The organism is Nocardioides solisilvae (assembly GCF_003194625.1).
GTDB lineage: Bacteria > Actinomycetota > Actinomycetes > Propionibacteriales > Nocardioidaceae > Nocardioides > Nocardioides solisilvae.
On sequence record NZ_QHKX01000002.1, the window covers coordinates 958552 to 985345 of the forward strand.

28 protein-coding genes are annotated in these 26794 nt (G+C 74.4%); 11 read left to right on the forward strand and 17 right to left on the reverse strand.

Annotated elements, in window-relative coordinates:
• The first annotated feature begins 9 nt into the window (after positions 1 to 9).
• Positions 10 to 585 (forward strand): dihydrofolate reductase family protein, encoded by a 576-nt coding sequence (locus tag DNK53_RS10630; RefSeq protein WP_110182204.1) that lies wholly within the window; start codon positions 10 to 12, stop codon positions 583 to 585.
• Here DNK53_RS10630 and DNK53_RS10635 read toward each other — a convergent pair.
• Genes DNK53_RS10635 through DNK53_RS10645 form a run of 3 tightly spaced genes read right to left on the reverse strand, consistent with a single transcriptional unit; the run spans position 561 to position 5615 of the window.
• Positions 561 to 2018, reverse strand: coding sequence for an FAD-dependent oxidoreductase (locus DNK53_RS10635; RefSeq protein WP_239456476.1), 1458 nt, complete (start codon positions 2016 to 2018; stop codon positions 561 to 563). The two genes, DNK53_RS10630 and DNK53_RS10635, sit on opposite strands and share 25 nt — an antisense overlap.
• Before the next feature lies 1 nt (position 2019).
• Positions 2020 to 4101, reverse strand: a complete 2082-nt coding sequence (locus tag DNK53_RS10640; RefSeq protein WP_110182205.1) for a molybdopterin oxidoreductase family protein — start codon at positions 4099 to 4101, stop codon at positions 2020 to 2022.
• On the reverse strand, positions 4101 to 5615 hold the full coding sequence (locus DNK53_RS10645) for an MFS transporter (RefSeq protein WP_110182206.1): 1515 nt from the start codon (positions 5613 to 5615) through the stop codon (positions 4101 to 4103). The genes DNK53_RS10640 and DNK53_RS10645 overlap by 1 nt, the downstream gene beginning before the upstream one ends.
• A gap of 198 nt (positions 5616 to 5813) precedes the next feature.
• Between DNK53_RS10645 and DNK53_RS10650 the strand changes: the two genes are divergently transcribed.
• Complete coding sequence (locus DNK53_RS10650) at positions 5814 to 6539, forward strand: IspD/TarI family cytidylyltransferase (RefSeq protein WP_110182207.1); 726 nt, start codon at positions 5814 to 5816, stop codon at positions 6537 to 6539.
• Here the strand turns inward: DNK53_RS10650 and DNK53_RS10655 are convergent.
• Both DNK53_RS10655 and DNK53_RS10660 read right to left on the reverse strand, forming a co-directional pair.
• Complete coding sequence (locus tag DNK53_RS10655; RefSeq protein WP_110182208.1) at positions 6505 to 7119, reverse strand: 2-C-methyl-D-erythritol 4-phosphate cytidylyltransferase; 615 nt, start codon at positions 7117 to 7119, stop codon at positions 6505 to 6507. The genes DNK53_RS10650 and DNK53_RS10655 overlap by 35 nt on opposite strands.
• A gap of 106 nt (positions 7120 to 7225) precedes the next feature.
• On the reverse strand, positions 7226 to 7711 hold the full coding sequence (locus DNK53_RS10660; RefSeq protein ID WP_110182209.1) for a CarD family transcriptional regulator: 486 nt from the start codon (positions 7709 to 7711) through the stop codon (positions 7226 to 7228).
• 236 nt (positions 7712 to 7947) lie between these two features.
• Here DNK53_RS10660 and DNK53_RS10665 point away from each other — a divergent pair, with 236 nt between their 5' ends.
• The gene (locus tag DNK53_RS10665; protein ID WP_110182210.1) at positions 7948 to 8463 is read left to right on the forward strand and encodes a copper chaperone PCu(A)C; all 516 of its coding nucleotides are present in this window, start codon (positions 7948 to 7950) and stop codon (positions 8461 to 8463) included.
• Positions 8463 to 9206 carry a phosphoglyceromutase gene (locus DNK53_RS10670; RefSeq protein ID WP_110182211.1) on the forward strand — a complete coding sequence of 248 codons (744 nt, stop codon included), beginning with the start codon at positions 8463 to 8465 and terminating at the stop codon, positions 9204 to 9206. The genes DNK53_RS10665 and DNK53_RS10670 overlap by 1 nt, the downstream gene beginning before the upstream one ends.
• Positions 9207 to 9312: 106 nt before the next feature.
• On the opposite strand, the gene phoU is transcribed toward DNK53_RS10670, so the two are convergent.
• The gene (phoU, locus tag DNK53_RS10675) at positions 9313 to 9963 is read right to left on the reverse strand and encodes a phosphate signaling complex protein PhoU (protein ID WP_110182212.1); all 651 of its coding nucleotides are present in this window, start codon (positions 9961 to 9963) and stop codon (positions 9313 to 9315) included.
• 122 nt (positions 9964 to 10085) lie between these two features.
• Between phoU and DNK53_RS10680 the strand changes: the two genes are divergently transcribed.
• The 3 genes from DNK53_RS10680 (at position 10086) to DNK53_RS10690 (ending at position 13167) form a co-directional block, all read left to right on the forward strand.
• On the forward strand, positions 10086 to 11306 hold the full coding sequence (locus DNK53_RS10680) for a sensor histidine kinase (protein ID WP_110182213.1): 1221 nt from the start codon (positions 10086 to 10088) through the stop codon (positions 11304 to 11306).
• Positions 11303 to 11980, forward strand: coding sequence for a response regulator transcription factor (locus DNK53_RS10685; RefSeq protein WP_110182214.1), 678 nt, complete (start codon positions 11303 to 11305; stop codon positions 11978 to 11980). The genes DNK53_RS10680 and DNK53_RS10685 overlap by 4 nt, the downstream gene beginning before the upstream one ends.
• 155 nt (positions 11981 to 12135) lie before the next feature.
• Positions 12136 to 13167, forward strand: coding sequence for a DMT family transporter (locus DNK53_RS10690; protein WP_110182215.1), 1032 nt, complete (start codon positions 12136 to 12138; stop codon positions 13165 to 13167).
• Here the strand turns inward: DNK53_RS10690 and DNK53_RS10695 are convergent.
• The 4 genes from DNK53_RS10695 to DNK53_RS10710 all read right to left on the reverse strand — a co-directional run bounded on the left by DNK53_RS10695 (position 13112) and on the right by DNK53_RS10710 (position 16454).
• Positions 13112 to 13630: a type III secretion system chaperone family protein gene (locus tag DNK53_RS10695; protein ID WP_110182216.1), complete on the reverse strand. Its 519-nt coding sequence runs from the start codon at positions 13628 to 13630 to the stop codon at positions 13112 to 13114. The two genes, DNK53_RS10690 and DNK53_RS10695, sit on opposite strands and share 56 nt — an antisense overlap.
• Positions 13627 to 14880, reverse strand: a complete 1254-nt coding sequence (gene mshA / locus DNK53_RS10700) for a D-inositol-3-phosphate glycosyltransferase (RefSeq protein WP_420846493.1) — start codon at positions 14878 to 14880, stop codon at positions 13627 to 13629. Before mshA ends, DNK53_RS10695 begins: the two co-directional genes overlap by 4 nt.
• A gap of 188 nt (positions 14881 to 15068) precedes the next feature.
• The gene (locus DNK53_RS10705; RefSeq protein ID WP_162599887.1) at positions 15069 to 15437 is read right to left on the reverse strand and encodes a hypothetical protein; all 369 of its coding nucleotides are present in this window, start codon (positions 15435 to 15437) and stop codon (positions 15069 to 15071) included.
• Between the two features lie 117 nt (positions 15438 to 15554).
• Positions 15555 to 16454, reverse strand: a complete 900-nt coding sequence (locus tag DNK53_RS10710) for a ribonuclease H family protein (RefSeq protein WP_110182456.1) — start codon at positions 16452 to 16454, stop codon at positions 15555 to 15557.
• 28 nt (positions 16455 to 16482) lie between these two features.
• On the opposite strand from DNK53_RS10710, the gene DNK53_RS10715 reads away from it, so the two are divergent.
• Positions 16483 to 17271, forward strand: coding sequence for an SDR family oxidoreductase (locus tag DNK53_RS10715; RefSeq protein ID WP_110182457.1), 789 nt, complete (start codon positions 16483 to 16485; stop codon positions 17269 to 17271).
• 70 nt (positions 17272 to 17341) lie between these two features.
• Here the strand turns inward: DNK53_RS10715 and DNK53_RS10720 are convergent, their stop codons facing one another.
• Positions 17342 to 18034, reverse strand: a complete 693-nt coding sequence (locus DNK53_RS10720; protein WP_110182218.1) for an aspartate/glutamate racemase family protein — start codon at positions 18032 to 18034, stop codon at positions 17342 to 17344.
• A 31-nt stretch (positions 18035 to 18065) separates the two neighbouring features.
• Positions 18066 to 18785 carry an alpha/beta fold hydrolase gene (locus tag DNK53_RS10725; protein ID WP_110182219.1) on the reverse strand — a complete coding sequence of 240 codons (720 nt, stop codon included), beginning with the start codon at positions 18783 to 18785 and terminating at the stop codon, positions 18066 to 18068.
• A 112-nt stretch (positions 18786 to 18897) separates the two neighbouring features.
• On the opposite strand from DNK53_RS10725, the gene DNK53_RS10730 reads away from it, so the two are divergent.
• Positions 18898 to 19902, forward strand: a complete 1005-nt coding sequence (locus DNK53_RS10730) for a helix-turn-helix transcriptional regulator (protein WP_110182220.1) — start codon at positions 18898 to 18900, stop codon at positions 19900 to 19902.
• Between the two features lie 7 nt (positions 19903 to 19909).
• Here the strand turns inward: DNK53_RS10730 and DNK53_RS10735 are convergent, their stop codons facing one another.
• The 5 genes from DNK53_RS10735 to DNK53_RS10755 form a co-directional block, all read right to left on the reverse strand.
• The gene (locus tag DNK53_RS10735) at positions 19910 to 21343 is read right to left on the reverse strand and encodes a protealysin inhibitor emfourin (RefSeq protein WP_110182458.1); all 1434 of its coding nucleotides are present in this window, start codon (positions 21341 to 21343) and stop codon (positions 19910 to 19912) included.
• On the reverse strand, positions 21340 to 21981 hold the full coding sequence (locus DNK53_RS10740) for a DUF4126 domain-containing protein (protein ID WP_110182221.1): 642 nt from the start codon (positions 21979 to 21981) through the stop codon (positions 21340 to 21342). Before DNK53_RS10740 ends, DNK53_RS10735 begins: the two co-directional genes overlap by 4 nt.
• A 73-nt stretch (positions 21982 to 22054) precedes the next feature.
• Positions 22055 to 22828 (reverse strand): type 1 glutamine amidotransferase, encoded by a 774-nt coding sequence (locus DNK53_RS10745; RefSeq protein WP_110182222.1) that lies wholly within the window; start codon positions 22826 to 22828, stop codon positions 22055 to 22057.
• Entirely contained in the window at positions 22821 to 23783 is a 963-nt protein-coding gene (locus DNK53_RS10750; protein WP_110182223.1) for an MBL fold metallo-hydrolase, read from the reverse strand. The genes DNK53_RS10745 and DNK53_RS10750 overlap by 8 nt, the downstream gene beginning before the upstream one ends.
• Before the next feature lie 3 nt (positions 23784 to 23786).
• Entirely contained in the window at positions 23787 to 24302 is a 516-nt protein-coding gene (locus DNK53_RS10755; protein ID WP_110182224.1) for a ferritin, read from the reverse strand.
• A 102-nt stretch (positions 24303 to 24404) separates the two neighbouring features.
• Between DNK53_RS10755 and DNK53_RS10760 the strand changes: the two genes are divergently transcribed.
• Positions 24405 to 24827, forward strand: a complete 423-nt coding sequence (locus tag DNK53_RS10760; protein WP_110182225.1) for a DUF6188 family protein — start codon at positions 24405 to 24407, stop codon at positions 24825 to 24827.
• 58 nt (positions 24828 to 24885) lie between these two features.
• Complete coding sequence (gene typA, locus DNK53_RS10765; RefSeq protein WP_110182226.1) at positions 24886 to 26778, forward strand: translational GTPase TypA; 1893 nt, start codon at positions 24886 to 24888, stop codon at positions 26776 to 26778.
• Positions 26779 to 26794: the final 16 nt, after the last annotated feature.

Consider the following 26794-nt stretch of genomic DNA (forward strand, 5'->3'; position numbering starts at 1 on the left):
CAGGGGCGCATGACGCGCCTGCTCACCTACTCGCTCACGACGTCGCTCGACGGGTACGTCGTCGGCCCCGACGGGCGCTTCGACTGGGCGGCGCCCGACGAGGAGGTCTTCCGGCTCGCCACCGACGAGGTCCGGGGGCTCGGCGCCCACCTGATGGGCCGGCGGCTCCACGAGTCGATGCTCTTCTGGGAGGACGTCGACCCGGCCCGGCTCAGCGGCCCGGAGCGGGAGTTCCGCGACCTGTGGCGGGCCCTGCCCAAGGTGGTCCTGTCCCGCAGCCTCGCCCCCGAGCAGGTGCGCGGGAGCAACACCCGGCTGGCCACCGGCAGCCTGACCGAGGAGGTCGAGCGGCTGCGCGCCGAGCCCGGCACCGACGACCTCGCGGTCGGCGGCGCGCAGCTCGGCACCCAGGCGGCCCACCTCGGGCTGCTCGACGAGTACCGGATCCGGGTGCTGCCCGTGCTCGTGGGCGGCGGCACGGCGTACTTCGCCCACGACCGGCGGCAGGTCCGGCTCGAGCTGCTCGAGAGCCGTCCGGTGGGGCAGGTGCAGTACCTGCGCTACCGGGTGCTCCCGACCGCCTGACCGGCCGGCTCCCCGCCGGCCAGCAGCGTCCGGACCACGCCCTCGCAGCCGCCGCAGCCGGTGGTGGCCCGCGTCCGGCTCCGCACCTCCTCCAGCCTGCCGCAGGCCCGGACGGCGCCCGCGGTCACGCCCGCGCAGGCACAGACCTCGACGTCGTCGGGCAGCTCCACCGGGACGGCGGGCGTCGGCGGCATCAGCAGCGCCCCCGGCTCGGCCGGGCCGAGGACGGTGCGCCGGTCGAAGAGCTGGGTGACCAGCCCGACGTGCGAGAGGTCGCCCACCAGCGTCGCCGCCTCGATGACGCCCCCGCGCACGACGAGCTTGCGGTAGGTGCCCCGGAGCGGGTTGCTCACCTCGACGACGTCCCCAGGGGTGGTCTCCGGCTCGCCGAGCACGGCGACCTCGAGACCGCTGGCGCGCAGCCGGGCGACGGCGCGGTGGCCGTCGTACCCGCCCGTCACCCTGCTGCCGGCCTCCTCGCCGCCGCGGCACAGGTGCGCGGCCAGCACGGCGGCCTGCTCCCAGGCGGGCGCGACGAAGCCGGTGGTGCGGCCGAGCCGCTCGGCGCAGTCGCCCAACGCGTGGACCCGCTCGTCGGTGACCGACTCCAGCCACCGTCCCACCACGACGCCGCGGCGCACCATCAGCCCCGCCCGGCGGGCGAGGGCGGTCGAGGGGCGGCCGCCCGCGGTGAGGACGACGAGGTCGGTCGGCAGGTCGACGCCGTTGTCGAGGCGCAGCCCGTCGGGGGTGAGCCGGACGGCGCGGACGCCGGTGTAGACGTCCGTGCCGAGCCGCTCCAGGTCGCGCCGCAGGACCGCTCCGGCGGCCTCACCCACCTGTCCCGAGAGCAGGTGGGTGCTCCCCTCGACCACCTCGGTGGCCACCCCGCGCACGGCCAGCGCGCGAGCGACCTGGAGGCCGAGCAGCCCGCCGCCGACGACGACCGACCGGCCGGGCAGGCCCTCGGCCAGCCGGTCGAGCAGCCGGTGGCAGTCGGCGACGCTGCGGAAGGCGTGCACCGACTCGTGCAGCCTCCCGTCCAGGCCCACCAGGCCGCGGATCGGCGGCAGCGTCGGGATCGCGCCGGTGGCCAGGACCAGCCGGTCCCAGCCGATCCGGTGCCCGTCGACCAGCACCACCTCGCCGGCCTCCCGGTCGACCTCGGCCACCCGGGTGCCGAGCCGCAGGTCGATCCCGTGGTCGGCGAACCAGGCCGGGTCGCGCAGGGTGAGGGCGTCCTCGCGGTGGCTCCCCTCGAGCACGGCGGAGAGCAGGATCCGGTTGTACGGCGCGTGCTCCTCCTCGCCGACCACGGTGACGCGGCCCGGGTAGCCCCCCGCGACGAGCCCCTCGACCAGCCGGGTCGCCGCCATCCCAGCGCCCACCACCACCAGCCGCTCGCCGGCCCGTCCCCCGGTCGGCCCGGTCACCTCAACCACCGGCCACCGCCAGCCGGGCCGCGCAGGCCTTGAACTCCGGCATCCGCGACGCCGGGTCGAGCGCGTCGGAGGTGAGCCGGTTGGCGCCGGCCCAGTGGAACGGGACGAAGACGGTGTCGGGCCGGATCGACTCCGAGACCCGCCCGGGAGCGACCATCCGGCCCCGCCGGGTCACCACCTCGAGCGGCTCGCCGTCGGCCGTGCCGAGGCGGGTGGCCAGGAGCGGGTGCAGCTCGACGTACGGCCCGGTGTCGGGGAGGTCGCGGATCCGCCGGGTCTGGGCGCCGGACTGGTACTGGGCCAGCACCCGCCCCGTGGTCAGGTGGACCGGGAAGTCGGCGCACGGCTCCTCGGCGAGGCCGGCGTGGTCCACGACGTGGAACCGGGCGCGGCCGTCGGGGTGGGCGAAGCGGTCGGCGAACATCCGCGGGGTGCCCGGGTGGTCGACGTCGGGGCAGGGCCAGAAGACCCCCTGCTCGTCGCGGATCCGCTGCCACGTGATGCCCGCGTAGTCGGCCTTGCCACCGGCCGAGGCGGCCCGCAGCTCGGTGAAGACCTCCTCGGGGTCGGTCGCCAGCGGGACCGGGCTGTCCAGCCGCTCGGCGAGGCCGGCGAGCACCTCGAGCTCGGTCCGCACGCCCGCGGGGGGCGTCACCGCGCGCTGGCGCAGCAGCACCCGGCCCTCGAGGTTGGTCATCGTCCCCGACTCCTCCGCCCACTGCGTGACGGGCAGCACCACGTCGGCGAGGGCGGCGGTCTCCGAGAGGACGAAGTCGCAGACGACCAGCAGGTCGAGGGCGGCGAGCCGCTCGACGACCCGGGACGCGTTCGGCGCGGAGACCACGAGGTTGGAGCCGTGGACCAGCAGCGCCCGCGGTCCGTCGTCGGTGCCGAGCGCCATCAGCAGCTCGTGGGCCGAGCGCCCCTTGCCCGGCAGCGAGGCGGGGTCCACGCCCCAGACCCCGGCGACGTGGGCGCGGGCCGCCGGGTCCTCGATCGACCGGTAGCCGGGCAGCTGGTCGGCCTTCTGGCCGTGCTCGCGACCGCCCTGGCCGTTGCCCTGCCCGGTGAGGCAGCCGTAGCCGGCGTACGGCCGCCCGCACTGGCCCAGCGCCAGGGCGACGTTGATCCAGGCCAGGACGGTGTCGGAGCCGCTCACGTGCTGCTCGGCCCCCCGCGCGGTGAGCACCACGACCCGGGCCCGCTCCCCCGTGGGACGGCGGGAGGCCAGCAGGTCGGCGAGCTCCCGCAGCTGCGCGGCCGGGACGCCGCTGACCCGCTCGACCCGCTCGGGCCACCACGCCGAGACCGAGGCGCGCACGGCCTCGAAGCCGGTCGTCCGGTCGGCGACGTACTCCTCGTCGACCGCGCCCGCGGCCACCAGCAGGTGGAGCACGCCCAGGGCCAGCGGCAGGTCGGTGCCCGGCACCGGCTGCACGAAGAGGTCGGCCCGCTCGGCCGTGGCCGTGCGCCGCGGGTCGACCACGACCACCCGGCCGCCGCGCTCCCGCAGGCGGTCGAGGTGCCGGGCCGCCGGCGGCATCGTCTCGGCGAGGTTGGAGCCGACCAGCACCACGACGTCGGCCTGCTCGACGTCGGCGAGTGGGAACGGGAGCCCGCGGTCGACGCCGAACGCCCGGGTCCCCGCCGAGGCGGCCGAGGACATGCACCACCGGCCGTTGTAGTCGATCTGGCTGGTGCCGAGGACGACGCGGGCGAACTTGCCGAGCTGGTAGGCCTTCTCGTTGGTGAGCCCGCCCCCGCCGAAGACGCCGACCGCGTCCGGGCCGTGCTGGGACCGGAGCGCCGCGAGCCGGGCGGCCACCAGGTCGAGCGCCTCGTCCCAGCCCACCGGGGTGAACTCCCCGGTCGTCCGGTCCCGCAGCAGCGGAGTGGTGAGCCGCTCCCGGTCGCCCAGCAGCCGGGCGGCGCTCCACCCCTTGCGACACAGCGCGCCGGCGTTGACCTCGAACTCCGGCCACTCCTGCACCTCGGGGCTGCGGCGCCCGACCAGCCGCATCCCGCACTGGAGCGAGCAGTAGGGGCAGTGGGTCGCCGTCGACGCGGTGGTCATCAGATCCTCGCCGCCGCGAGGCCCGTTGCGCCGGACCGACGGCGCAGGTAGACGCCCCAGGTCACGACCGCGCAGATCACGTAGAAGCCGGTGAAGACCACGAAGGCGCCCTTGGTCGCCTCCATCGGCTCGGCGACCCAGGGGGCGGAGAAGGCGAGCGGGATGAGGAACCCGCCGACCGCGCCCACGGCGCCGATGACGCCGATGGCGGCGGAGGCCTGCTTGGTGGCGTCGTGCAGCGCCCGGGTGCGCTCCGGGGTGTGCGGGGTGGTGGCGTGCTCCGCCTGGACCCGGAAGATCGCGGGGATCATCTTGTAGGTGGAGCCGTTGCCGATCCCGGTGCAGGCGAAGATGCAGAGGAAGAACGCGAGGAACCAGCCGAACCAGGACTGGTTCTCCAGCGCGATCGCCGGGTCGGCGGTGGGGTTGGGGGTGAGCCGGGTGAGCGTCCACAGCACGGCCAGGGTGAAGACGACCAGCCCGAGGAAGGCGCCGAGGGTCACCCGGGCGCCGCCGAGCCGGTCGGCGAGCCACCCGCCGAAGGGGCGGGTGACCGAGCCGACGCCCGCACCCAGGAAGGCGTAGTAGGCGAAGAAGATGCCGGTGCCCAGCGGCGCCGGCTCCGGCACCCAGAAGTTGAGCTTGATCAGCAGCGGCATCGCGGCGGAGTAGCCGATGAAGGAGCCGAAGGTGCCGATGTAGAGGAACGACATCACCCAGGTCTGCCGGTTGCGGACCACCGCCAGCTGCTCGCGCGGCCGCGAGACGGCCGGGCCCAGGTTGTCCATCCAGCGCCAGGCGGCGAACGCCGCGACGACGGCGAGGCCGGCGTACACGTAGGCGGCCACCTCCAGGCTGATCCCCGACTCCCGGGCCTTCACGAGGCCGAAGATCCCCGCCCCGCCGACCATCACCGGCAGCAGCAGCTGGATCAGCGAGACGCCCAGGTTGCCGCCGGCGGCGTTGAGGCCGAGCGCCGCGCCCTTCTTGCTCGAGGGGTAGAAGAAGTTGATGTTGGCCATCGAGGAGGCGAAGTTGCCGCCGCCGAAGCCCGCGGTCGCCGCGACCAGGCAGAAGACCCAGTACGGCGTCTCCGGCCGCTGCACGAAGAAGGCGAAGAGCAGCGTCGGCACCAGCAGCAGGAGGGCGCTCACCACGGTCCAGTTGCGGCCGCCGAACTTCGGCACGGCGAACGTGTAGGGCAGCCGCAGCAGGGAGCCGACGAGGTTGGGCAGCGCCACCAGCAGGAAGAGCTGCTGGGCGGTGAAGCTGAAGCCCTGGGCCAGCAGGAAGGCCGAGGAGACGCTCCAGATCAGCCAGACCGAGAAGCCCAGGTGCTCGGCGAAGATCGACCAGAGCAGGTTGCGCCGGGCGACCTGCTTGCCGCCGTTCTCCCAGAAGGCCGGGTCCTCCGGGTGCCAGTCGTCGATCCACCGCCCCGTGCGGCGCCGGCGGGCGGCGGGCGGGGCGGGGGTCGGGTCCGGGGCGACGGGTGTGTCGGTGAGGGTGGCCATCGGGTCCTCCGTGGGTTCGGCGGGGGTCGGCGGGTGGTCGACGTCGACCCGTGAAGCCTCCGGCGGGGATGTTTCGCACACCGCCCGCTGTGTTTCACCCAGGTGTCAACTTCTTCTCACGCCCTCACGGCCACCTCCCTCGCGACCTCGCGGCCCCGGGACCCGGCGCCCCGGCCGGGCCGCCGTATCCTGCCCGTCGTGCCCGCCTCCGCCCTCGTCGTCCTGGCCGCCGGCTCCGGCTCCCGGGTCGGCGCAGTGGCCGACGGGACGCCGGTCAACAAGGTCCTGCTGCCGCTGGCGGGCCTGCCCGTGCTCGCCCACTCGGTCCTGGTCGCCCTCTCGGTGCCCGACGTGGTACGCGTCGTCGTCGTCGCGCGCCCGGGCGAGGAGCAGGCGGTCGGCGCCGCCCTCGCGCCGCACCTGGGCGACCGCGAGGTCGCCCTCGTCACCGGCGGCGCCACCCGGCACGCCTCGGAGGAGGCCGCGCTCCGGGTGCTCCGGCCCGCCGTCGCCGCCGGGGAGGTCGAGGTGGTCGCCATCCACGACGGCGCCCGCCCGCTGGTCGACCGGGAGCTCGTCGAGCGGCTGCTCGCGGCGGCCGCCGAGCACGGCGGAGCCGTCCCCGTCGTGCCCGCGCCCCCGCTGGTCCACCTCGACGGCGCCGTCGCCGCGGGCGGTCTCGGCACCGTCCAGACGCCGCAGGCGTTCCGGGCCGGGGCGCTGCTGGCCGCCTACGCCGAGGCCGGCCCGCAGGGCTTCGAGGGGACCGACACCGCGAGCTGCGTGGAGCGGTACGCCGGCCCCGACGTGCGGATCGCCGCCGTGGGGTCGACGGCGCGCAACCTGAAGGTCACCTTCCCCGAGGACGTCGCCCTCGCCGAGGCGCTGCTCAGGAGCCCGGGAGGGCGTCCGGACGACCGGTGAGCTGCTCCAGCAGCCGCACGTCGTCGAGGTCCCGGACCCGGCGCGCCTCGGCCGGCGCCTCGACGAGCTCGAGCCAGGCGCTCCGGTCCTGGCCCAGCGGGAGGACCAGGGCGTCCAGCAGCGTGGCCAGGTCGGTGGAGGGCAGGTCGGGGAGCCGGCGTACCACCTCGGCGGGCAGCACGACCGGGCTGCAGAGGACCCGCAGGCCCTCGCGGTCCACCGTCCCGCCGACCACGCCGTCGGACACCTGCTTGACGGTGTCGGTCACGGGGCGCACCCCGACCACCACCCGCCCGGTGGCCGTCGCCCGCGCCACGCAGTCGGCGAGGAACTCCGCCGGGGTCGCCGGGCAGAGGGAGTCGTGCAGCAGCAGCGGCCCGCCCTCCTCCTGCACCTCGCTCCAGGGGGTCCCGTGGTCCAGCAGCCGGACTCCGGCCTCGCCCACCGCCCACGCGGCGCAGACCACGAGGGCCTCGCCGTGCAGCAGGGCGTACGGCAGGGCGCCGCGGTCCTCGTCGAGGACCCGGCCCCGCGGCCGCGGCTCGTCGTCGTCGTGCACGTCGTAGGGGTCTGGCGTCATGGCGTGCCCCAGCCTAGGCCCCCGGCCGCGACGACAGGCCGGGAACGGCGAGAGGCCCCGACGACCGTGGTCTTCGGGGCCTCTCGGACGCCGGGGCGTCGGTGCCTCAGGAGGCGAGCACCTCGTCGAGGAGCGCCTCGGCCTTGTCCTCGTTGGTGCGCTCGGCCAGGGCCAGCTCGGAGACCAGGATCTGCCGCGCCTTGGCCAGCATCCGCTTCTCGCCGGCGGAGAGCCCGCGGTCGCGCTCGCGGCGCCACAGGTCGCGGACGACCTCGGAGACCTTCATGACGTCGCCGGAGTGCAGCTTCTCCAGGTTGGCCTTGTAGCGGCGGGACCAGTTGGTCGGCTCCTCCACGTGCGCGGCACGCAGCACGTCGAAGACCCGGTCGAGGCCCTCCTTGTCCACGACGTCGCGGACGCCGACGAGGTCGAGGTTGCACGCGGGCACCCGGACGACGAGGTCCTGCTGGGCCACGATGCGGAGGACCAGGTACTCGCGGTCCTCCCCCTTGATCTTCCGCGTCTCGATGTCCTCGATGATGGCGGCCCCGTGATTCGGGTAGACAACCGTTTCGCCCACGGTGAAAGTCATATGTTGAGTTCCCCTTTCAAGGATCCCAGTCTAGCACGTCCCCTAGACACCTCCCGACGGCGTTTTCGCAGGTCAGAGGCCTGTTCGGGCTTGACAGACCGGACCAGGGTGTGGTGGAGCGTGATCCGGACCACTGCCGCGCGCCCCTTTTCCCGGGGGCTCCCGCGCCCCCGGCGGGCCGGCTGCATCGTGGCCCGCCAGCCCGGCCGGGCCCGGTCGGCGCTACGCTCTGCCCCATGCACACGCCCCATCGTCGTACGACCGCGCTCGCCGGCCTCGCGCTCGCCCTCGCCCCCGTGCTGAGCTCCTGCGGCTTCGACTACGCCACCGACCGGGACTACACCCCCGGCGTCGCGACGAACGCCCGCGACGGCAAGGTCGACGTGCTCGGTGCCGTCATCGTCGCCGCCGAGTCCGGCGAGGCCGTCTTCGTCAGCTCGTTCGCCAACAGCTTCGACAACGACGAGTCGACGCTGGAGTCGATCACCTCCGAGGGCCTGACCTTCTCCGGCCTCGAGGACGTCACGCTCCCGCCCAACGGCTTCGCCAACCTGGCCGCCTCCGACTCCCCCGTGACGGTCGAGGGCGACCTGGAGCCGGGCACCTTCGTCGAGGTCACGCTGGACTTCTCGCACGGCGACAGCGTCAGCCTCGACGTCCCGGTTCGCCCCAACTGCGGCGACTACGCCGAGATCCCGGGCGTCCCGTCCGGCGACGAGGTGTGCGAGGTCGCGACGGCGGAGGACCACTGATGGCCCACACCCTGGTCCTGCTCCGCCACGGCGAGAGCGAGTGGAACGCCAAGAACCTCTTCACGGGCTGGGTCGACGTCGCGCTGACCGACAAGGGGCGCGCCGAGGCCGTCCGCGGCGGCGAGCTGATGCGCGCCGAGGGCCTGCTGCCCGACGTCGTCCACACCTCGCTGCAGCGCCGCGCGATCAACACCGCCGCGATCGCGCTCGACGTGGCCGACCGCCACTGGATCCCGGTCAAGCGGTCCTGGCGGCTCAACGAGCGCCACTACGGGGCGCTCCAGGGCAAGGACAAGAAGCAGACGCTCGAGGAGTACGGCGAGGAGCAGTTCATGCTCTGGCGCCGCAGCTTCGACACCCCGCCCCCGCCCCTCGACGACGCCGACGAGTTCTCGCAGGCGGGCGACCCGCGCTACGCCGACCTCGGCGACGAGATGCCGCGCACCGAGTGCCTCAAGGACGTCATCGCCCGCTTCCTGCCCTACTGGGAGGCGGAGATCGTCCCCGACCTGCGCGCCGGGAAGACTGTGCTGGTGGCCGCGCACGGCAACAGCCTCCGCGCCCTGGTCAAGCACCTCGACCAGATCAGCGACGAGGACATCGCCGGCCTCAACATCCCGACCGGGATGCCGCTCGTCTTCGAGCTCGACGACGACCTGCGTCCGATCACCGCCGGTGGTCGCTACCTCGACCCTGAGGCCGCCGCCGCCGCGGCTGCCGCGGTCGCCAACCAGGGCCGCTGACCCGACTGTTGATCCCGCGCCGACCCCGGCGCTGATCCCGGCGCTGGCCCCGGCGCTGGTCGCGACCGGAGCCGGGCCGTCGACCGACGGGCCCGGCCCGGGGCCGTCACTCGCTGAGCAGCGGGCTGCCCGTCACCACGAAGACCACCCGGCGCCCGACCGAGACGGCGTGGTCGGCGATCCGCTCGTAGTAGCGGCCGAGCAGGGCCACGTCCACCGCGGCCTCGACGCCGTGGGGCCAGTCCTTCCCGAGCAGCACCGCGAAGCTCGACCGACGGAGCAGGTCCATCTCCTCGTCGTCGCGGGCCAGGGAGTGCGCGGCCTCGACGTCGCGCTCCGCGACGATCCGCGTCACCTGGGCGACCATGTCGCGGGCCACCTCGGCCATCCGGACGACGGTGGGGCGGACCGTCTCCGGGACCGCCACCGCGGGCGCCCGCAGCCGGGCCACCTTGGCCACGTGCACCGACAGGTCCCCCATCCGCTCCAGCTCGCTGACCATCCGCAGCCCCGCCACCACCAGGCGCAGGTCGCCCGCGACGGGCGCCTGCAGGCTCAGCAGGGCGAAGGCCTTGTCCTCCACCCGCTCGCGTGCCAGGTCGATCGCGGCGTCGGCCGAGATCACCTGCTCCGCGAGCGCCGCGTCGCCGGTGAGGAGGGCACGGGTCGCCTCCTCGACGGCGACACCGACGAGACGGCTGATGTCGACGAGGTCGTCGAAGACGGAGTCGAGCTGGTCATGGAAGGCCTCACGCATGACCCGAACCGTAGGGGGTGCAGGTGACCGGACGGGGACCTGAGTTGAACGGGGCGTGAACACTCGCCGCACGGCCGCCCACGCGGCCGGGGCGCCGCACGCGCTGGCCTACGATCGACGACGTGGACCCGACGACCCAGGCTGCGCTCGCCGCGCTCATCGGCGTCGTCGTCGGGGCGGTGGGCGTCCTGGCCTGGCACATCAGCGAGCGTCAGCAGCGGCGGCTGCACCCGGCGACCACGGAACCGGTGGTCCCGCCGGGCGTCGACACGGTGCTCTCGGTCCTGCGCAGCAGCGCGGTCGTGGTCGGCGAGGACGACCGTGTCCTCAAGGCCTCCGCGCCGGCGTACTCCTTCGGGCTGGTCCACGAGCAGCGCCTGGTGCCCGACGAGCTCGCCGACCTGGTGGCCCAGGTGCGTCGCGACGGGCAGATCCGCGAGACCGAGCTCAGCCTGCGCCGGGAGCGCTCCGCACCGCGCTCGGTGAGCGCGCGGGTCGCGCCGCTCGGGGCCCGCCTCGTCCTCGTCCTCGCCGAGGACCGCACCCGCGAGCGCCGGGTCGAGGAGGTGCGCCGCGACTTCGTGGCGAACGTCAGCCACGAGCTCAAGACGCCCGTCGGCGCGATCCACCTGCTCGCCGAGGCGGTCGCCGAGGCCGCCGACGACCCCGAGGCCGTGCAGCGCTTCGCGGGGCGGATGCTGGTCGAGAGCGACCGGCTGACCCAGCTCGTCCACCAGGTGATCGAGCTCTCCCGCCTCCAGTCCCACGACCCGGTCGACGACGACGCGGTCGTCTCCCTCGACGAGGTCCTCGCGCAGGCCGTCGACACCTCGGCGACCGACGCGCAGGCCCGAGGGATCGAGCTCGTCACCGACGCCGAGCCCGGGCTGAGCGTGCCCGGCGACGCTCGGCAGGTGGGGGCTGCCGTCTCCAACCTGGTCGCCAACGCCGTCGCCTACTCCGACGAGGGCACGTCGGTGGTGCTGAGCGCCCGCGCCCGCGACGACCTCGTGGAGATCTCGGTGATCGACCGTGGCATCGGCATCCCGCCCGAGGAGCTGGACCGGATCTTCGAGCGCTTCTACCGCGTCGACCCCGCTCGCCACCGCTCCACCGGCGGCACCGGGCTCGGCCTCTCCATCGTCAAGCACGTCGCCGCCACCCACGGCGGCGAGGTCTCCGTGTGGTCGGTCGAGGGCCAGGGCTCCACCTTCACCCTCACCCTGCCCCGCACGACCGAGGCCCCGCCCCGCGCCCCCGCCGTACCGCAGCCCACCGCACCGCAGCCCTCCGCGCCCACCGGGTCGCGGGGGCCGCTGCCCACCGAGAGAGGGGTCCGATGACCCGCGTACTGGTCGTCGAGGACGAGGAGAGCTACAGCGACGCCCTCGCCTACATGCTCCGCAAGGAGGGGTTCGAGGTGTCGATCGCCGCCGACGGCACCACCGCCCTGCAGGAGTTCGCCCGGCACGGCGCCGACATCGTGCTGCTCGACCTGATGCTGCCCGGGGTGCCCGGCACCGAGGTCTGCCGCCAGATCAGGGCGACGTCCAGCGTGCCGGTGATCATGGTCTCGGCCAAGGACGACGAGGTCGACAAGGTGGTCGGGCTCGAGCTGGGCGCCGACGACTACGTCACCAAGCCCTACTCCCCCCGCGAGCTCGTCGCCCGGATTCGGGCGGTGCTGCGGCGCGGGGCCGAGCCCGAGCTGCAGCCCGACACGCTCGAGGCGGGCCCGGTGCGGATGGACGTCGAGCGCCACGTCGTCACCGTGGACGGAGAGGAGCAGCGGCTACCCCTCAAGGAGTTCGAGCTGCTCGAGATGTTCCTCCGCAACCCCGGCCGGGTGCTGACCCGCGGCCAGCTGATCGACCGGGTCTGGGGGTCGGACTACGTCGGCGACACCAAGACCCTCGACGTCCACGTCAAGCGGCTGCGCGCCAAGCTGGAGCCCGACCCGTCCCAGCCCCGCTACCTCGTCACCGTCCGCGGACTGGGCTACAAGCTCGACCTCTGACCCCGACCCCTCCCCCAAGTAACGCGCTGTTACGACCACTACCCACCCTGACCTGACGCAGCACCGGTCGTCAGGACACCGCGTGACTTGGGGCGGGGGGAGCGACGGTCGAAACCCGCGAGACGCGCGGCGGGGGCGCCGCTTAGGGTCTGCTGGTGAGCACCCCCACCGCCCGGCCCCGCGCCGCGGCCTCCCCCGGTCCGGACACGGCGCCGACCTCGGCGCCGGACGGGCGCCGTAGCTCCCCCTGGCTCCCCCTCCTCGCGGTCGTCTTCACCCTGCTCACCTGGGCCTCGGCCTTCGTGGCCATCCGGCACCTCGGGGAGACGGTGCCTCCCGGTTCCCTGAGCCTCGGCCGCCTGCTCGTGGCGGTGCTGGCGCTCGGGCTGATGGTGCGGCTGCAGTCGCGGGGCTCGGCCCGCCGCGAGGCGGCCACCGGCGCGCCGGCCCGGGCGTTCCGGGCCCCCACCCGCCGCGAGTGGCCCCTGGTGGTGCTCGGCGGGCTGGCCTGGATCACGGTCTACAACGTGGCCCTCAACGAGGCGGAGCGGCGGGTCGACGCCGGCACCGCCGCCCTGCTGGTGCAGCTGGGGCCGATCCTGGTCGCCCTCCTCGCGACCGTCTTCCTCGGCGACCGGCTGACCGGGTGGCTGGTGGCGGGCCTGGCGGTCGGCTTCGGCGGGGTGGTGCTGATCGCGCGCGCCTCCTCGGGGAGCACGGAGGGCGACGTCCTGGGGGTCGTGCTCGGCGTGGTTGCCGCGGTCGGCTTCGCGGTCGGCGTGCTCACCCAGAAGCGGCTCCTGGGCAGCGGCATGACGGCCCTGGACATGACGTTCTGGTACTACGTCGTCGGCCTGGTCGGCTGCCTACCCTGGGCGTGGGAGCTGGTCGGGGTGGTCCGCGACGCGGGGGCCGCCGACCTGTGGTGGATCGCCTACCTCGGCGTCTTCCCGAGCGCCATCGCCTTCACGACCTGGGCCTACGCGCTCTCCCACGCCGACGCGGGCCGGTTCTCGATGTCGACCTTCCTGGTGCCGTTCCTCACGGCGCTCCTGGCGTGGGCGCTGCTGGGCGAGGTCCCGCCCGCGCTGGCCTTCGCCGGCGGGATGCTCTGCATCGCCGGGGTGCTGCTCAGCCGGGTGACCCGACCGTTCCGGGCTCGTCCCCCGACTCCAGCCAACCCCTGAACGCCTCGAGGTTGGCCGTGGACTCGCCGCGCGAGGTGCGCCACTCCCACTCCTTGCGGATCGAGCTGGCGAAGCCCAGCTCGAGGATCTGGTTGAACGACTCGTCGGCATAGCTGAGCACCGAGCCCAGCAGCCGGTCGAGCTCGTCTCCGTCGACGGCGGAGAGCGGCAGCCGGGCGTCGAGGTAGATGTCGCCGCTGGCGTCGACGGCAAAGGCCACGGCGTAGAGCCGCAGGTTCTTCTCCAGCAGCCAGCGGTAGACCCGCTCGTGGTTCTCGTCGGGGTTGCGGCAGACGAAGGCGTGCACCCCGAGCGCGTGCGGTCCCACGTCGAGGCGGACCGGGGTGCGCAGCTTCTTCTCGCCGGGGAGGTCGAAGGAGAAGACACCGGGCGCCGTCTCGTCGTGCTCGATCCCGTGCTCGGTCAGGTGGTCGCGGACCACCTGGGCGACGTCCTCGTTCATGCCGGCACCTCCGTCCTCATCAGGGACGCGGCGCGTCCGTAGGTCTCCAGGGTCTCCTGGGCCGTCCGTTCCCAGGCGAAGCGGCCCGCCTGGGCGAGGGCGCCGTCGGCGAGCCGCTGGTGCAGCCCGGGCTCGACGAGCACGCGGCGCAGCACGTGGGCCCAGTCCTCGGGGCGGTGGCCCTCCACCAGCAGCCCGCTCTCGCCGTCGGCGACGGCGGTCGTGAGCCCACCCACGGCGGCCGCCACGACCGGGGTCCCGGTGGCTTGGGCCTCCACGGCGACCAGCCCGAACGACTCGTTGTAGGACGGCACGGCCACGAGGCTGGCCGCCGCGTACCAGCGGGCCAGGGTGGCCTGGTCGACCGGCGGGACGAAGCGCACGACGTCGTCGAGGCCGAGCTCGGCGGCGAGCTGGGCGAGCGACTCGGGGTGCTCCAGCACGCTGCCGGACGGGCCGCCGACCACCGGGACCACGACCCGTGGGCGCAGTGCGGGGTCCCGCTCCAGCAGCAGGGCCACGGCCCGCAGGAGCACGTCGGGGGCCTTGAGCGGCTGGATCCGGCCCGCGAAGAGCAGGACGTGGGCGTCGACGGGCAGGTCCAGCTCACGGCGTACGGCGTCGCGGTCGCGCCGCCGGAAGACGCCCAGGTCGACGCCGGGGTGGACCACCTCGAGGCGGTGGGGCTCCGCGTCGTAGAGCTCGACGAGCTGGCGCGCCTCCTCGTCGGTGTTGGCCACCAGCACGTCGGCCGCCGCCACCACCTGCTCCTCGCCGATCAGGCGAGCGAGCGGCTCGGGGGTGTCGCCGTCGGCCAGGGCGGCGTTCTTGACCTTCGCCATCGTGTGCATCGAGTGGACCAGCGGCACCTGCCACCGGTCGCGGGCGAGCGCGCCGACCTGGCCCGAGAGCCAGTAGTGGGAGTGGACCGCGTCGTAGTGGCCCACCGGGTGGATCGCCTCGGTGCGGAGCACCTCGCGGGCGAACGCGCACAGCTGCGCGGGGAGCTCGGCCTTGGCCAGCCCCTCGAAGGGGCCGGCCGGGACGTGGCGCACCAGGACGCCCTCGGCGGCCTCGACGACCGCCGGCAGCCTGGAGGCCGTGGCGCGGGTGAAGATGTCGACGGCGACGCCCTGGCTGGCCAGGCGGCGGGAGAGCTCGAGCACGTAGACGTTCATCCCGCCCGCGTCGCCCACCCCGGGCTGGTCGAGGGGGGAGGTGTGCAGGCTGATCATCGCCACCCGGTCCACGCGTGAGGCCTTCCGTCGTCTGCGTCCGTCAGGCGGTCACGTCGGGGCACCCGTGCTCGGGGCAGCGTCGTGGCCGCGCCCGACACAACGTAGACGACGGCCCGGTTGATTCCCCGTCGGTGCTGACGGGGAACCGACCGGGTCGACGACGGTGGCGGCCCCGCGGGCGGTGGGCGGCTGGTGGTGCGTCAGACGGTCGCGCCGACGGGCTCCTGGACGCGTGGCTTGCCCTTGACGATCAGCCCGATGCCGACGAGCACCCACAGGACGCCCACGATGCCGTGGAAGAGCAGGGCGGGCTCGGCGATCTCGGCGCGGACCATCTCGTAGATCGCCCAGAAGAGGGCGGGCGCGGCGAAGCCGACGACGATGTCGAGCCAGAGCGCCTGGCCCTTCACCAGGGTCAGGCCCACGCAGACGAGTCCGAGGAGCACGAAAGCCAGGCCCGCGTAGCGCAGGACGTCGGAGGCGCTGCCCTCCGGCGACAGCAGCCAGCGAGCGATCCACACGAGTCCGCCGAGGAGGCCCAGTCCGCCACCCAGTTGACGTACGGTCATTGGTTTCCACTTCCTGTGAGGCAAAGCCACGGTTGGTCGAGGTGCTGTGATCCGAGGCGCAGCGACGCCCGTGCCCTCCGACACGGCTCGCGACACGGCTGCGGCCTCTGTCACATTTTACCTACGTTCGGCCGTCGCGTGGTGAAACCGTTGAACCCATCTTCCTTGGTGCCGGAGCCACAAGGAGCTGCGCAGCGCCTGGCCGTCGGGCCCGAGGCTGCGCCAGAGCAGCAGGACGTGGCCGGGAGCGACCTCCTCGACCGAGACCACGTCGAGGGTCGTCTCCTCCCCGCCCGGCAGGGGGCCGACCTCGGCGAGCAGCTCCTCGCGGCTCCACAGGCGGCCCGACGCGCCCACCTCCTGCCACTGCGGGTGGAGCAGCGCCGCGACGGCCGCGCGGTCCGCCCGCACCTCGTCGGTGAGCAGGCTCCGCTCCAGGGCGACCACCTCCTCCTCGGGGGACGGGACGTGGTCGGGCGCCTCGGCGAGCTCGGAGAAGAGGTCGGGCTCGTCGGCGACCTGGCCACGGGAGGCCTCGGGGTGCGCGGTGCTGGCACCCGCGAAGCCGGGGCCGGGATCAGGTTCGCGCCCCTCCTTGAAGGCAAGGGCCGCGCCGGTGGCGAGCCGGTCGGCGTGCTCGTTGAGCACGTGGCCGGTGTGGCCCTTGACCCACTCGAAGGTGACGCGGCGCCCCGCCATGGCCGCGTCGAGCGCCTTCATCAGCTCGACGTTCATGACGGGCTTGCCGTCGCCCTTCTTCCAGCCGCGCCGCTTCCACCCCGGCATCCACTTGGTGATCGAGTTGATGACGTAGGTGCTGTCGCAGATCACGTGCAGGTCGTCGTCGAGGTGCGCGCTCTGCTGGAGCAGGTCCAGGACAGCCATCAGCTCGCCCATGTTGTTGGTCCCGTCGGGCCAGCCGCCGCACGCCCACCGTTCGCCGTCGACGTACCACCCCCAGCCCGCGGGACCGGGGTTGCCGAGGGCCGAGCCGTCTGCCGCAGCGATGATCGTCACGACCGGGGATCCTGCCATCATGGCGCCCATGAGCCCATCCACCCCCACCCTCCCCTCCGGCACCCGCCTCGCCGTCGTCACGGGGGCGAGCAGCGGGATCGGCGCCGCGACCGCCCGCGCGCTCGCCGCGGCCGGATTCCACGTCGTCTGCGCGGCCCGTCGGCTCGACCGGCTCGAGCCGCTCGCGGCCGAGATCGGCGGCACCGCCGTGGCCTGCGACGTCACGGCCGACGAGTCGGTGACCGAGCTCGCCGCGGCCGTCGCGGGGCTGACCGGCGGGGCGCCGGGCCGGCTCGACGTGCTGGTCAACAACGCCGGCGGGGCGATCGGTCTCGAGCCGGTCGAGGCCGCCGACGTCGAGGCCTGGCAGCGGATGTACGACGTCAACGTGCTCGGCGTCCTGCGGGTTACGAAGGCGCTGCTCCCGGCGCTGCGGGCCAGCGGCGACGGCGTGCTGGTCAACGTCGGCTCCACCGCCGGGCGGGTCGCCTACGAGGGCGGGGCCGGCTACACCGCCGCCAAGCACGGCCTGAAGGTGATGACCGAGACGCTGCGCCTCGAGCTGGTCGGCCAGCCGGTCCGGGTGAGCGAGGTGGCGCCCGGGATGGTGGCGACCGAGGAGTTCTCCCTCAACCGGTTCGGCGGCGACGCCGACCGGGCGGCCGGCGTCTACGAGGGCGTGCCCGGCCCGCTGGTCGCCGAGGACGTCGCCGACGCGATCGCCTGGATCGCCACCCGGCCCGCGCACGTCAACATCGACGAGCTCGTGATCAAGCCCCGCGCCCAGGCGGCGCAGCACAAGGTGCACCGGGTCTGAGCGACCGGGCCCCGCGCCGGGCCATGCTCTGGCGGCCGGCGGACGGACGGCCGGCGTCCGTCGGCCAGGGTCAGTCGGTCAGGGCCCGGTCGAGGGCGGCCTTGACGTGCAGGGTGGTGCAGCCGAGCACGGGCAGCTCGACGTCGGCCTGGCGGACGAGGAGCTCGAGCTCGGTGCAGCCGAGGATCACCCCGCCGGCGCCGGCGTCCCACAGCTCCTCGACCATCGCCACCACCTGGCGACGCGAGTCGTCGACGACCTTCCCGTGGACCAGCTCGTCGTAGATGATCCGGTCGAGGGTGGCGTGGTGCCGCTCGTCGGGGACCACGACCTGCAGGCCGTGGGAGGCGATCCGGTCGGTGAAGAAGCTGCGCGACATCGCGAAGCTGGTCCCGAGCAGGCCCACCGACTCCAGCCGGTGCTCGGCGCAGTCGGCGGCGACCACGTCGGCCAGGTGGAGCAGCGGCACGTCGATCGCCGCCTCGACCTGCTCGGCGACCCGGTGGAACGCCGTGGTGCACAGGAGCAGGAAGTCGGCCCCGGCCCGCTCGGCGCCGCGCGCCGCGTCGGCGAGGATCGTGGCGACCTCGTCCCACCGCTCCTGCTCCTGCAGGGCGGTGACCTCGGCGAAGTCGACCGAGACCATGACGGAGCGCGCGGACGCCAGCCCGCCGACCCGCTCCTCCACCCCCTCGTTGAGGAGCTTGTAGTACACCGCGCTGGATTCCCAGCTCATGCCGCCGACGAGTCCGATGGTCTTCACCCGGGCCAGTCTGCCAGTTGCCGCTCCCGGATCAGGCAGTCGCGTCCGGGTTCGCGCACCACGCGGCTGCCTCGGCGAGGCAGCGGGCGAAGGGGACGGGCGCGCTGGCCATCGGCCAGTGGCCCGCGTCGAGGTCGACCAGCCGCAGCCGGGTCGCCTGCTGGAGCTCGGGCACGTCGCCCGCGATCCACTCCCGGGCCTGCTCGGGCGTGAACTCGCAGCAGACGAGCACCACGGGCACGTCGCGACGCCTCGCGTCGGTGTAGCGCACCGTCGAGGTGGTCACGCTGTGCGGCACCGGCAGCGTGAGGGCGGCGAGGGCGGCCCGGGCCTCCGCGTCGAGGTCGGCGATGCCGGGCCCCTCGAAGGGCTCCCACCCCGGGAAGGGCACGACGTCGTCGGCGGGCGGGAAGAAGTCGGCGTACGCCGTCCCGTCGGTGGTCGGCACCCCGCCGACCAGCACCACCCCGGCGACCCGGTCGAGGCGCGCGTCGGCCGCGGCCCAGGCCAGGGTCGACGCCGCGGAGTGGCCCACCACGACGACCTGCTCCCCCTCCGGCGTCGCGTCCACCTCGGCGACGACGGCGGCCAGCTGGTCGTCGAGGGTGGTCGCACGTCCCTCGGGCGCGGGGGCACCCTGCCCCGGCAGCGAGACCGGCACCCCGTCGACGGCCAGCTCCGCGAGCGCCGGGACCACCTCCGCCCACGCCCGCGCGTCCAACCAGAGCCCTGCGACCAGCACCGTCCTCATGCGTTCCTCCGTCGTCCCGTCGGCGTCTCGCCGTGTCGTCCTGGTCCACGCTAGGGGCCATTCCGGACGATCTACTTCCGGTGTCTGCGGCCGAGGTCGTAGCGTCCTCGCCATGACCGATGTGACGGACCCGGAGACCGGCCCCGCGCCCGAGTCCGGGCGCACCGCCCCGACCGCTCGGGCCCTGCGCGCCCTCGAGCTGCTCCAGGCGCGCCCCGGCACCACCGCCGCCCAGCTCGCCAAGCGCCTCGGCGTGACCGAGAGGGCCGCGCGCCGGTACGTCGCGATCCTGCGGGAGGCCGGCGTCCCGGTGACCTCGGTGCGCGGCCCGTACGGCGGCTACCGGCTGGGGCGTGGCACCCGGCTGCCGCCGGTCAGCTTCACCCAGGCCGAGGCCCTGGTGCTGGTGATGGCCGTGCTGGAGGGCGACCCCGCCGGCACGGGGAGCGACGGCCCGGTGGGCGCCGCACTGGGCAAGGTGGTCCGCGCGCTGCCCGAGGGGGTCCGGGAGCGCGCCGCCTCCCTGCACGCGCACGTGGCGGCCACCCCCGACCGGACCCGCCCCCGCACCGACCCCCACCTCGCCAGCCGGCTCGTGGCCGCGGCCGCGGCCGCGGAGCGCGTCCGGCTCGGCCGCCGGGACCCGGCGACGGGCGGGCTGCGGGAGTCGGTGGTCGACCCGTGGGCGGTCGTGGTGCGCTACGGCCGGTGGTACCTGCTGGGCCACAGCCACCACGCCGACGCCGTCCGCACCTGGCGGATCGACCGCCTCGTCAGCGTCGACACGACCGGCGAGACGTTCGTGCCGCCCGCCGACCTCGATCCTGTAGCCGCGCTGGCCGAGCACCTCGCCTCGGGGTGGGAGCTGCCGACCCGGGTGCTCATCGACGCTCCCCTCGACGAGGTCAGGCCGTGGGTCTCCTCCCACCTCGGGCGACTCGAGGAGCACGGCACCGGCACGCTGCTGGTCGGCACGACCCGCAACCCGCAGGCCTATGCCGCCGAGGGGCTGGCCCGGGTGCCGTTCCCCTTCCGCGTCGTCGAGGGGCCGAGGTTGCGGGAGGCCGTCGCCGAGGTGGCCGATCGGCTCGCGGCGGCCGTGCGCGAGGAGGCCTGACTCCCCGTCAGGCGGGACCGCCCAGCTCGGCGACGAGGTCGGCGAGCCGCCGCAGCTCGCCGGTCAGCGCGGTCTCGGGGACGCACAGCGGCTCCAGGCCCGGGAGCTCGAAGGTGTAGACGAAGGCGTCGGGCACCGGCGGGTCCGGCTGGACCCGGACCCGTCGGGCGGCGTCGACGAGCTCGGCCAGCTCGCCGGCCCGCACCTCGGGCGGCAGCGCGGCGAGGTCGAGCTCGGCGCTGGTGGTCAGCCCCGTGAACCCGCCCGACCGTCGCACGCAGAGGCGGCCGGCCGCCGGGACCGGCTCCACCTCGACGGGTGCGGACCGCGGCGCTTCGGTGGGTCGAGGGCGAGACGGCCCGGCGGCGCTGTCGACGGCGGGCACGACGCCGACCTCGGTCCAGGCGTCGGCGACCACGGCGGCGGCCGCGTCGTCGAGCACCTCGGCGGCCGCGGCCACGGTGGCGGCGGCGAACCCGGCGAAGTCGCTGCGGGGGCCGACGAGGTCGCCGACCAGCGCGGCGTACCAGACCTGGCCCGCCCGCTCCCAGGTCCGACCGCCCAGGCGGGTGGCGGCCAGGTGGAAGGCGCGGTTGGGGATGCCGGAGTTGAGGTGCACGCCGCCGTTGTCCTCAGTGGTGACGACGAGGTCGTCGAGGTGGCCGACCTGCGGGTCCCGCCCCAGCACGGGGTCGTCGTACGCCGTGCCCGGCGCGGCCATGTCGCGCAGGGCGCGGGCCCGGATCCCGGGCAGGAAGAGGCCCTCCCCGACCAGCCAGCTGCCCTCGTCGGCCTCCTGCCCGGCGAGCCACTGGAGCAGGCAGGCGGCGAAGACGTCGGCCACCGACTCGTTGAGCGCGCCGCTCTGGTCGGCGTAGACGAGCCTCGCCGAGCCGTCGACCACCGCGTGGCCGAACTCGTGGGCCAGCACGTCGACGGGCTTGGTGAACCGGTCGAAGACCTCGCCGTCGCCGTCGCCGAAGACGAGCTGGTGGCCGTCCCAGAAGGCGTTGTCGTAGTGCTCGCGGTAGTGGACCGTGAGCGAGACGTAGGCGCCGGCGTCGTCGTAGGAACGGCGGCCGAAGACCTCGGAGAAGAGGCGCAGCGTGGCGTCGATCCCCGCGGCTGCCTCGTCGACGGCGACGTCGCCGGTCGCCTCCTCGCCGGCCCGCCGGGCGGGCCGGCCCGGCAGCCGCGTCCCGCGCTCGGCGTCGTGGACGGTCCAGGCCACCCGGGCGAGCGTCGACGAGGACCCCAGCTCGGTCGTGTGCACCGCGAAGCCGCCGCGCGACCCCTCGGTCCGGCGCGCGTCGCGGAAGCCCGCGTCCACGCGGAGCGTGTCCTGGCTGAGCGCCGCCGCCCGCTGGGCCGAGGACCGCGCGATCCCCTGCAGCAGGTAGGGCGGCACGAAGCCGCACCTCGTCCCCGTCGTCCCCGTCATCTCGTCCTCCCCCTGTCCGTCCCGGACGCGGACGCCCCGGGCCCCTCCCTGCGCGCCGCGCGCCGCCGGCGCCACCGCAGGACCACCACCACGCCCGCGCCGAGGACCGCCGCCAGGACCACCAGCAGCACCACGACCAGCACCGGCCAGAAGACCGCGGCCAGCGCCAGCCCCACCGAGAAGCCGTCCTCGGCGGTGGAGACGACCGGTGTCGCCGTGCCGAGGGAGCCCGCGTCGATCGCCGGGCGGGCCACCGCCTTGCCGCCGTGCACCACCGCCGAGACGACCACCCCGACGACGACCCCGAGCCACGGGTTGTCGGCGAACCAGCCGGTGGACTCCTCCAGGTCTTCCGCTGCCTGGGTCGCGGCGAAGACCAGCCCGCCCGTGGCGGGGCGGATCGCGGTCTGGATCGCGTCGTTGACCGAGTCGACGACCGGGATCTTGTCGAGCACGACCTCGACGAGCAGCAGCAGCGCGCCGATGCCGATGGCCCACCAGGACTCGATCCACGCATAACCCTCGGGCAGCGTGATCGCGTCGGTGAACCGCGCGACCAGCGCCACCACGAGGAACGGGATGTAGGCGTTCAGCCCGGCAGCGGCCGAGAGGCCGGTCCCGGTGAGGGCGGCGAGCATGCGGTCCTCCTCGAGCAGTGCCGGTGCGTGGGAACACCGTGGCACGCGCCACCGACAGCCGCCAGCCCCCTGCTCAGTCCGCCGGACGCGCCCCCGGTCGGGGCAGCGCCTCCCCTGTCCGCTGCTCCCGGGCCAAGGACACGAGGCCCGCCGCCAGCGGTCGCCACGTGGCGGCCAGCTCGGCGCGCGCCGCAGCGATCGCGGCGAGCTCGGCGTCGGTGTCGATCCCGCGCTCGAGGTGGTCGGCCCGGTCGCCGTCCGCCCAGGCGGCCACCACGTGCTCGTCGGCCTCCGGGTGCAGCTGGACCCCCCACGCGCGGTCGGCGTACCGGACCACCTGCGGGGCGCCGTCCGCGGTGCCGGCCAGCACCCGTGCCCCCGCGGGCAGGGCGGTCACCACGTCGTTGTTCCAGTGGATCCCGCGCGCCCGCGGCGCGGCGGCGGCGACCGGCCCGAGCAGGGGGTCGTCGGCCGCCTCGGAGGTCCAACCGACGGGGCGCAGACCGGCGGTCTGGCCCGCGGGGTTCCGCTCGACCCGGCCGCCCAGCGCCACCGCGGCGAGCTGGTGGCCCAGGCAGACGCCGAGGGTGGGCACGCCGCTGGCGACCGCGTCCCGGACCAGCCGCCGCGCCGCCGGCAGCCAGGGGGCGACCGCGTCGTCGTACGCCCCCATCTCGCCGCCCAGCACCAGCAGGGCGTCGTGCTCCTCCAGCACCGGGACCGGCTCGTCGCTCACCCACGCGTGCCAGGTCCGCAGGTCGCTCCCCTCGGCGGCCAGCCACTCGCCGAGCAGCGCGGGCGGGCACGTCGCCTGGTGCTCCACCACGAGGATCCGCGGCTCAGCCACCGCCCGCTCCCCCGGCGTCGGGCAGCAGGCCCCACGGGTCGCACCGCTCCCACAGGTCGGGCATCCGCAGCACCACGCCGTCGCGGTCGGCGAGCAGCCGCAGCCGCTCGACGGAGGCGTCCAGGTCGTCGCCGGCGTACGGCAGGGCGCGCAGCGGGGCGGTCACCGGGCGGAAGAAGTCGTCCCAGTGGACCAGCACCGCCACCCGGGCGCCGACCTGACCCACGGTCTCGTCCCAGTAGCGGTCGACGTAGGCGTGGTCCATCAGGCCGAGCTGGCCGACCCCGAGGTAGACGACGTCGGCGGCGTGTCCGGCGAGGTTGCCCGGGATGCACCCGGCCGACCCCTGCACCATGAGCCGTCGCCCGCTGGGGAGGTGGTGGACGAGCGTCGACCAGGCCTCGCCGCAGCGGTACGCCGTGGTGCGCGCGCGCCGCGGCACCGGTGCGGTGATCTCGCCGGGGTAGCGGTCGGGCGGGCAGTGCGATCCCTCGACGAGCGTGACCTCGTAGGCGCCGAGGGTCAGCGGCTCCCCGGGGTGCGCCAGGACGACGGACTGCTCCGGGAGCCCGTGGCCGCGGGCGACGTGCGTGGTCGACTCCCCGCCGACCACCACCGCACCCGTGCGGGCTGCGACGGTGGCGGAGTCGAGGACGTGGTCGTAGTGGGTGTGCACGGGGAGCACCGCCTCGAGCCGGTCGATCCCCGCCCGGCCCAGCGCCTCGTCGATCCGCGCCTGGTCGGGCTCGAGCCGGCCCAGCCCCACCTTGAGCAGGCCCGGCCGGGAGAAGAAGCCGTCGGTGAGCAGCGCCGACTCCCCGTCGTCGACCAGGACGGTGCTGACCCCGAGCCAGGCGACGGACGGGCCGGCCCCGGCCCCGACCCCCGCGGCGCGCGGGAGCCCGCGCAGGTGGTCGTGGGCCGCGAGGTCGGGCCGGCCCAGGCGCAGCCGCACCGGCTACCTGGCCTCGGTGGCGGCCGGGGTGCGCGCGCCCAGCTCGGCGTCGAGCCGGAGCAGACCGGGGCCGTCCTCGTTGATCAGCTCGACGCGGCCCACGATCTCGCTCACGGTCGCCTCCTCCTCGATCTGCTCCTCGAGGAAGAAGTTGAGCAGCGGGCGGGAGTCGAGGTCACCCTCGGCCTCGGCGAGGCGGTAGAGCTGGCGGATCGACTCGGACACCTTCTGCTCGTGGGCGTAGGCGGCCTGGAAGACCTCCAGCACGGTGCCTCCCTCCTTGACGTCGGGCGCGCTGAGGGCGCCGATGCGCGGGTGGTTGTCGCGGTCGGAGACGTGGTCGATGAACTTGTTGGCGTGCACGATCTCCTCGTCGGCCTGGGCGCGCAGCCAGGCGGCCATGCCGGGCAGGTCCTGCAGCTCGAGCTCGATCGCGAGCTGGCGGTAGACCAAGGAGGCGTGGAACTCCAGCGTGATCTGGGCGTTGAAGGCGTCGACGAGGGAGGGGGTGAGCTTCATGCGGCTCAGCGTAGGGGGCGGCACCGACGTCTGCACCGAAGGTTCGGCTGCCCTTCCCCGAGCCATCGCGCCGCCGTCGGCAGCTCCGCCATACTTCCGGGGGTGATCGACCTGACCGGCCTGCCGCTCACCTCGGTGCGGCTCGACGACGCCTCGCTCATCCTCCTCCTCGGCCTCGGAGAGGGGTGGTTGCTGTCGGTCGAGAACGACTACGAGCTCAGCCGCCCTGCTGGCCGCCTGCGCTCCGCCGACGGCCCCGGGGCCGAGGCCAGGGCCGTCGCCGCGCTGACGGGGCTCCTCGGGAGCCCGCTCGACTCGTGGCAGGTCGAGCCCGACGGCGGCCTCACGCTCGCGGTCACCGGGCATGTCCTGTACGTGCCACCGGACGCCTCCTTCGAGGCCTGGCAGGTCAGCGGCCCCGGCGGCGCGCTGGTGGTCTCGATGCCCGGGGGCGACCTGGCCGTCTGGTCGGGCGACGCCCGGGGAGGCTCCGCCGAGGCGGGGAATGGTGACGTCAGCCCTTAAGATGGCGGACGGCCCGAACGGGTCCTCAGACCCGAACCGAAAGTGACGCCGTACCTCCATGTCTTCCACCCGCAGGACCGACCTGCGCAACGTCGCCATCGTCGCCCACGTCGACCACGGCAAGACCACCCTCGTCGACGCGATGCTCCGTCAGGGCGGCGCCTTCACCGCCCACCAGGCCGAGGGCGTGGCCGAGCGCGTCATGGACTCCGGCGACCTGGAGCGGGAGAAGGGCATCACGATCCTCGCCAAGAACACCGCGATCCACTACGCGGGTCCGGCGGCCGAGGGCCAGCCGATGGTCATCAACATCATCGACACCCCGGGCCACGCCGACTTCGGCGGCGAGGTCGAGCGCGGCCTGTCGATGGTCGACGGCATCGTGCTCCTGGTCGACGCCTCCGAGGGCCCGCTCCCCCAGACCCGCTTCGTGCTCCGCAAGGCGCTCAACGCCGACATGCCGGTGATCCTGGTCGTCAACAAGACCGACCGCGGCGACGCCCGGATCGCCGAGGTCGTCGACGAGACCTACGAGCTCTTCATGGACCTGCTCGACGACTCCCACAGCCAGGACGCGCTCGACTTCCCGGTCGTCTACGCCTCCGGCAAGGCCGGCATCGCGGCGCTCACCGCGCCCGAGAACGGCGCGCTCCCCGAGGGCGACAGCCTCGAGCCGCTCTTCAAGACGATCCTCGAGACCATCCCGGCGCCCGAGTACGACGAGGGCGCCCCGCTGCAGGCCCACGTCACCAACCTCGACGCCTCGCCGTTCCTCGGCCGGCTCGCGCTGCTCCGGATCCGCCAGGGCAACCTGAAGAAGGGCCAGCAGGTCGCGTGGATGCGCCGCGACGGCTCGGTCAAGAACGTCAAGATCACCGAGCTCCTCGTGACCGAGGGCCTCGAGCGCCAGCCGGGCGAGAGCGCTGGCCCCGGCGACATCGTCGCCGTCGCCGGCATCCCCGAGATCACCATCGGCGAGACCCTCGCCGACCCCGAGAACCCGGTCGCGCTGCCGCTCATCCACGTCGACGAGCCCGCCATCTCGATGACCATCGGGACCAACACCTCGCCGCTGGTCGGCCGGGTCAAGGGCTCGAAGGTGACCGCCCGCCTGGTCAAGGACCGGCTCGACTCCGAGCTGATCGGCAACGTCTCGCTCCGGGTCCTCCCGACCGAGCGCCCCGACGCCTGGGAGGTGCAGGGCCGCGGCGAGCTGGCGCTGGCCATCCTGGTCGAGCAGATGCGCCGCGAGGGCTACGAGCTCACCGTCGGCAAGCCGCAGGTGGTGACCAAGGAGGTCGACGGCAAGGTGCACGAGCCCTTCGAGCGCCTCACCATCGACGCGCCCGAGGAGTTCCTCGGCACCATCACCGAGCTGCTCGCCAACCGCAAGGGCCGGATGGAGGGCATGACCAACCACGGCACCGGCTGGGTGCGGATGGAGTTCGTGGTCCCGGCGCGCGGCCTGATCGGCTTCCGGACCGACTTCCTCACCGAGACCCGCGGCACCGGCATCGCCCACCACATCTCCGAGGGCTACTTCCCGTGGGCCGGCGAGATCCGCTCCCGCCAGAACGGCTCGCTGGTCGCCGACCGCGCCGGCGCCGCCACGGCGTACGCGATGACCTCCCTGCAGGAGCGCGGCGTCCTCTTCGTGGAGCCGACCACCGAGGTCTACGAGGGCATGATCGTCGGCGAGAACTCGCGCGCCGACGACATGGACGTCAACATCACCAAGGAGAAGCAGCAGACCAACATCCGGTCCGCCACCTCCGACAACTTCGAGAAGCTGATCCCGCCGAAGAAGCTCTCGCTCGAGCAGTGCCTGGAGTTCTGCCGCGAGGACGAGTGCGTCGAGGTCACCCCCGAGACGGTCCGCATCCGCAAGGTCGAGCTGGACGCGAACGTCCGCGCCAAGGCCGCCTCGCGCGCCCGGAAGGCCAACAAGTAGGACCCCGTCGCACGAC

Coding starts and splice junctions, on each gene's coding strand:
- DNK53_RS10630 (WP_110182204.1), top strand. CDS start 10: ATGACGCGCCTGCTCACCTACTCGCTCACGACGTCGCTCGACGGGTAC.
- DNK53_RS10640 (WP_110182205.1), bottom strand. CDS start 4,101: ATGACCACCGCGTCGACGGCGACCCACTGCCCCTACTGCTCGCTCCAG.
- DNK53_RS10645 (WP_110182206.1), bottom strand. CDS start 5,615: ATGGCCACCCTCACCGACACACCCGTCGCCCCGGACCCGACCCCCGCC.
- DNK53_RS10655 (WP_110182208.1), bottom strand. CDS start 7,119: ATGACGCCAGACCCCTACGACGTGCACGACGACGACGAGCCGCGGCCG.
- DNK53_RS10660 (WP_110182209.1), bottom strand. CDS start 7,711: ATGACTTTCACCGTGGGCGAAACGGTTGTCTACCCGAATCACGGGGCC.
- DNK53_RS10665 (WP_110182210.1), top strand. CDS start 7,948: ATGCACACGCCCCATCGTCGTACGACCGCGCTCGCCGGCCTCGCGCTC.
- DNK53_RS10670 (WP_110182211.1), top strand. CDS start 8,463: ATGGCCCACACCCTGGTCCTGCTCCGCCACGGCGAGAGCGAGTGGAAC.
- phoU (WP_110182212.1), bottom strand. CDS start 9,963: ATGCGTGAGGCCTTCCATGACCAGCTCGACTCCGTCTTCGACGACCTC.
- DNK53_RS10685 (WP_110182214.1), top strand. CDS start 11,303: ATGACCCGCGTACTGGTCGTCGAGGACGAGGAGAGCTACAGCGACGCC.
- DNK53_RS10695 (WP_110182216.1), bottom strand. CDS start 13,630: ATGAACGAGGACGTCGCCCAGGTGGTCCGCGACCACCTGACCGAGCAC.
- DNK53_RS10705 (WP_162599887.1), bottom strand. CDS start 15,437: ATGACCGTACGTCAACTGGGTGGCGGACTGGGCCTCCTCGGCGGACTC.
- DNK53_RS10715 (WP_110182457.1), top strand. CDS start 16,483: ATGAGCCCATCCACCCCCACCCTCCCCTCCGGCACCCGCCTCGCCGTC.
- DNK53_RS10725 (WP_110182219.1), bottom strand. CDS start 18,785: ATGAGGACGGTGCTGGTCGCAGGGCTCTGGTTGGACGCGCGGGCGTGG.
- DNK53_RS10730 (WP_110182220.1), top strand. CDS start 18,898: ATGACCGATGTGACGGACCCGGAGACCGGCCCCGCGCCCGAGTCCGGG.
- DNK53_RS10735 (WP_110182458.1), bottom strand. CDS start 21,343: ATGACGGGGACGACGGGGACGAGGTGCGGCTTCGTGCCGCCCTACCTG.
- DNK53_RS10740 (WP_110182221.1), bottom strand. CDS start 21,981: ATGCTCGCCGCCCTCACCGGGACCGGCCTCTCGGCCGCTGCCGGGCTG.
- DNK53_RS10755 (WP_110182224.1), bottom strand. CDS start 24,302: ATGAAGCTCACCCCCTCCCTCGTCGACGCCTTCAACGCCCAGATCACG.
- typA (WP_110182226.1), top strand. CDS start 24,886: ATGTCTTCCACCCGCAGGACCGACCTGCGCAACGTCGCCATCGTCGCC.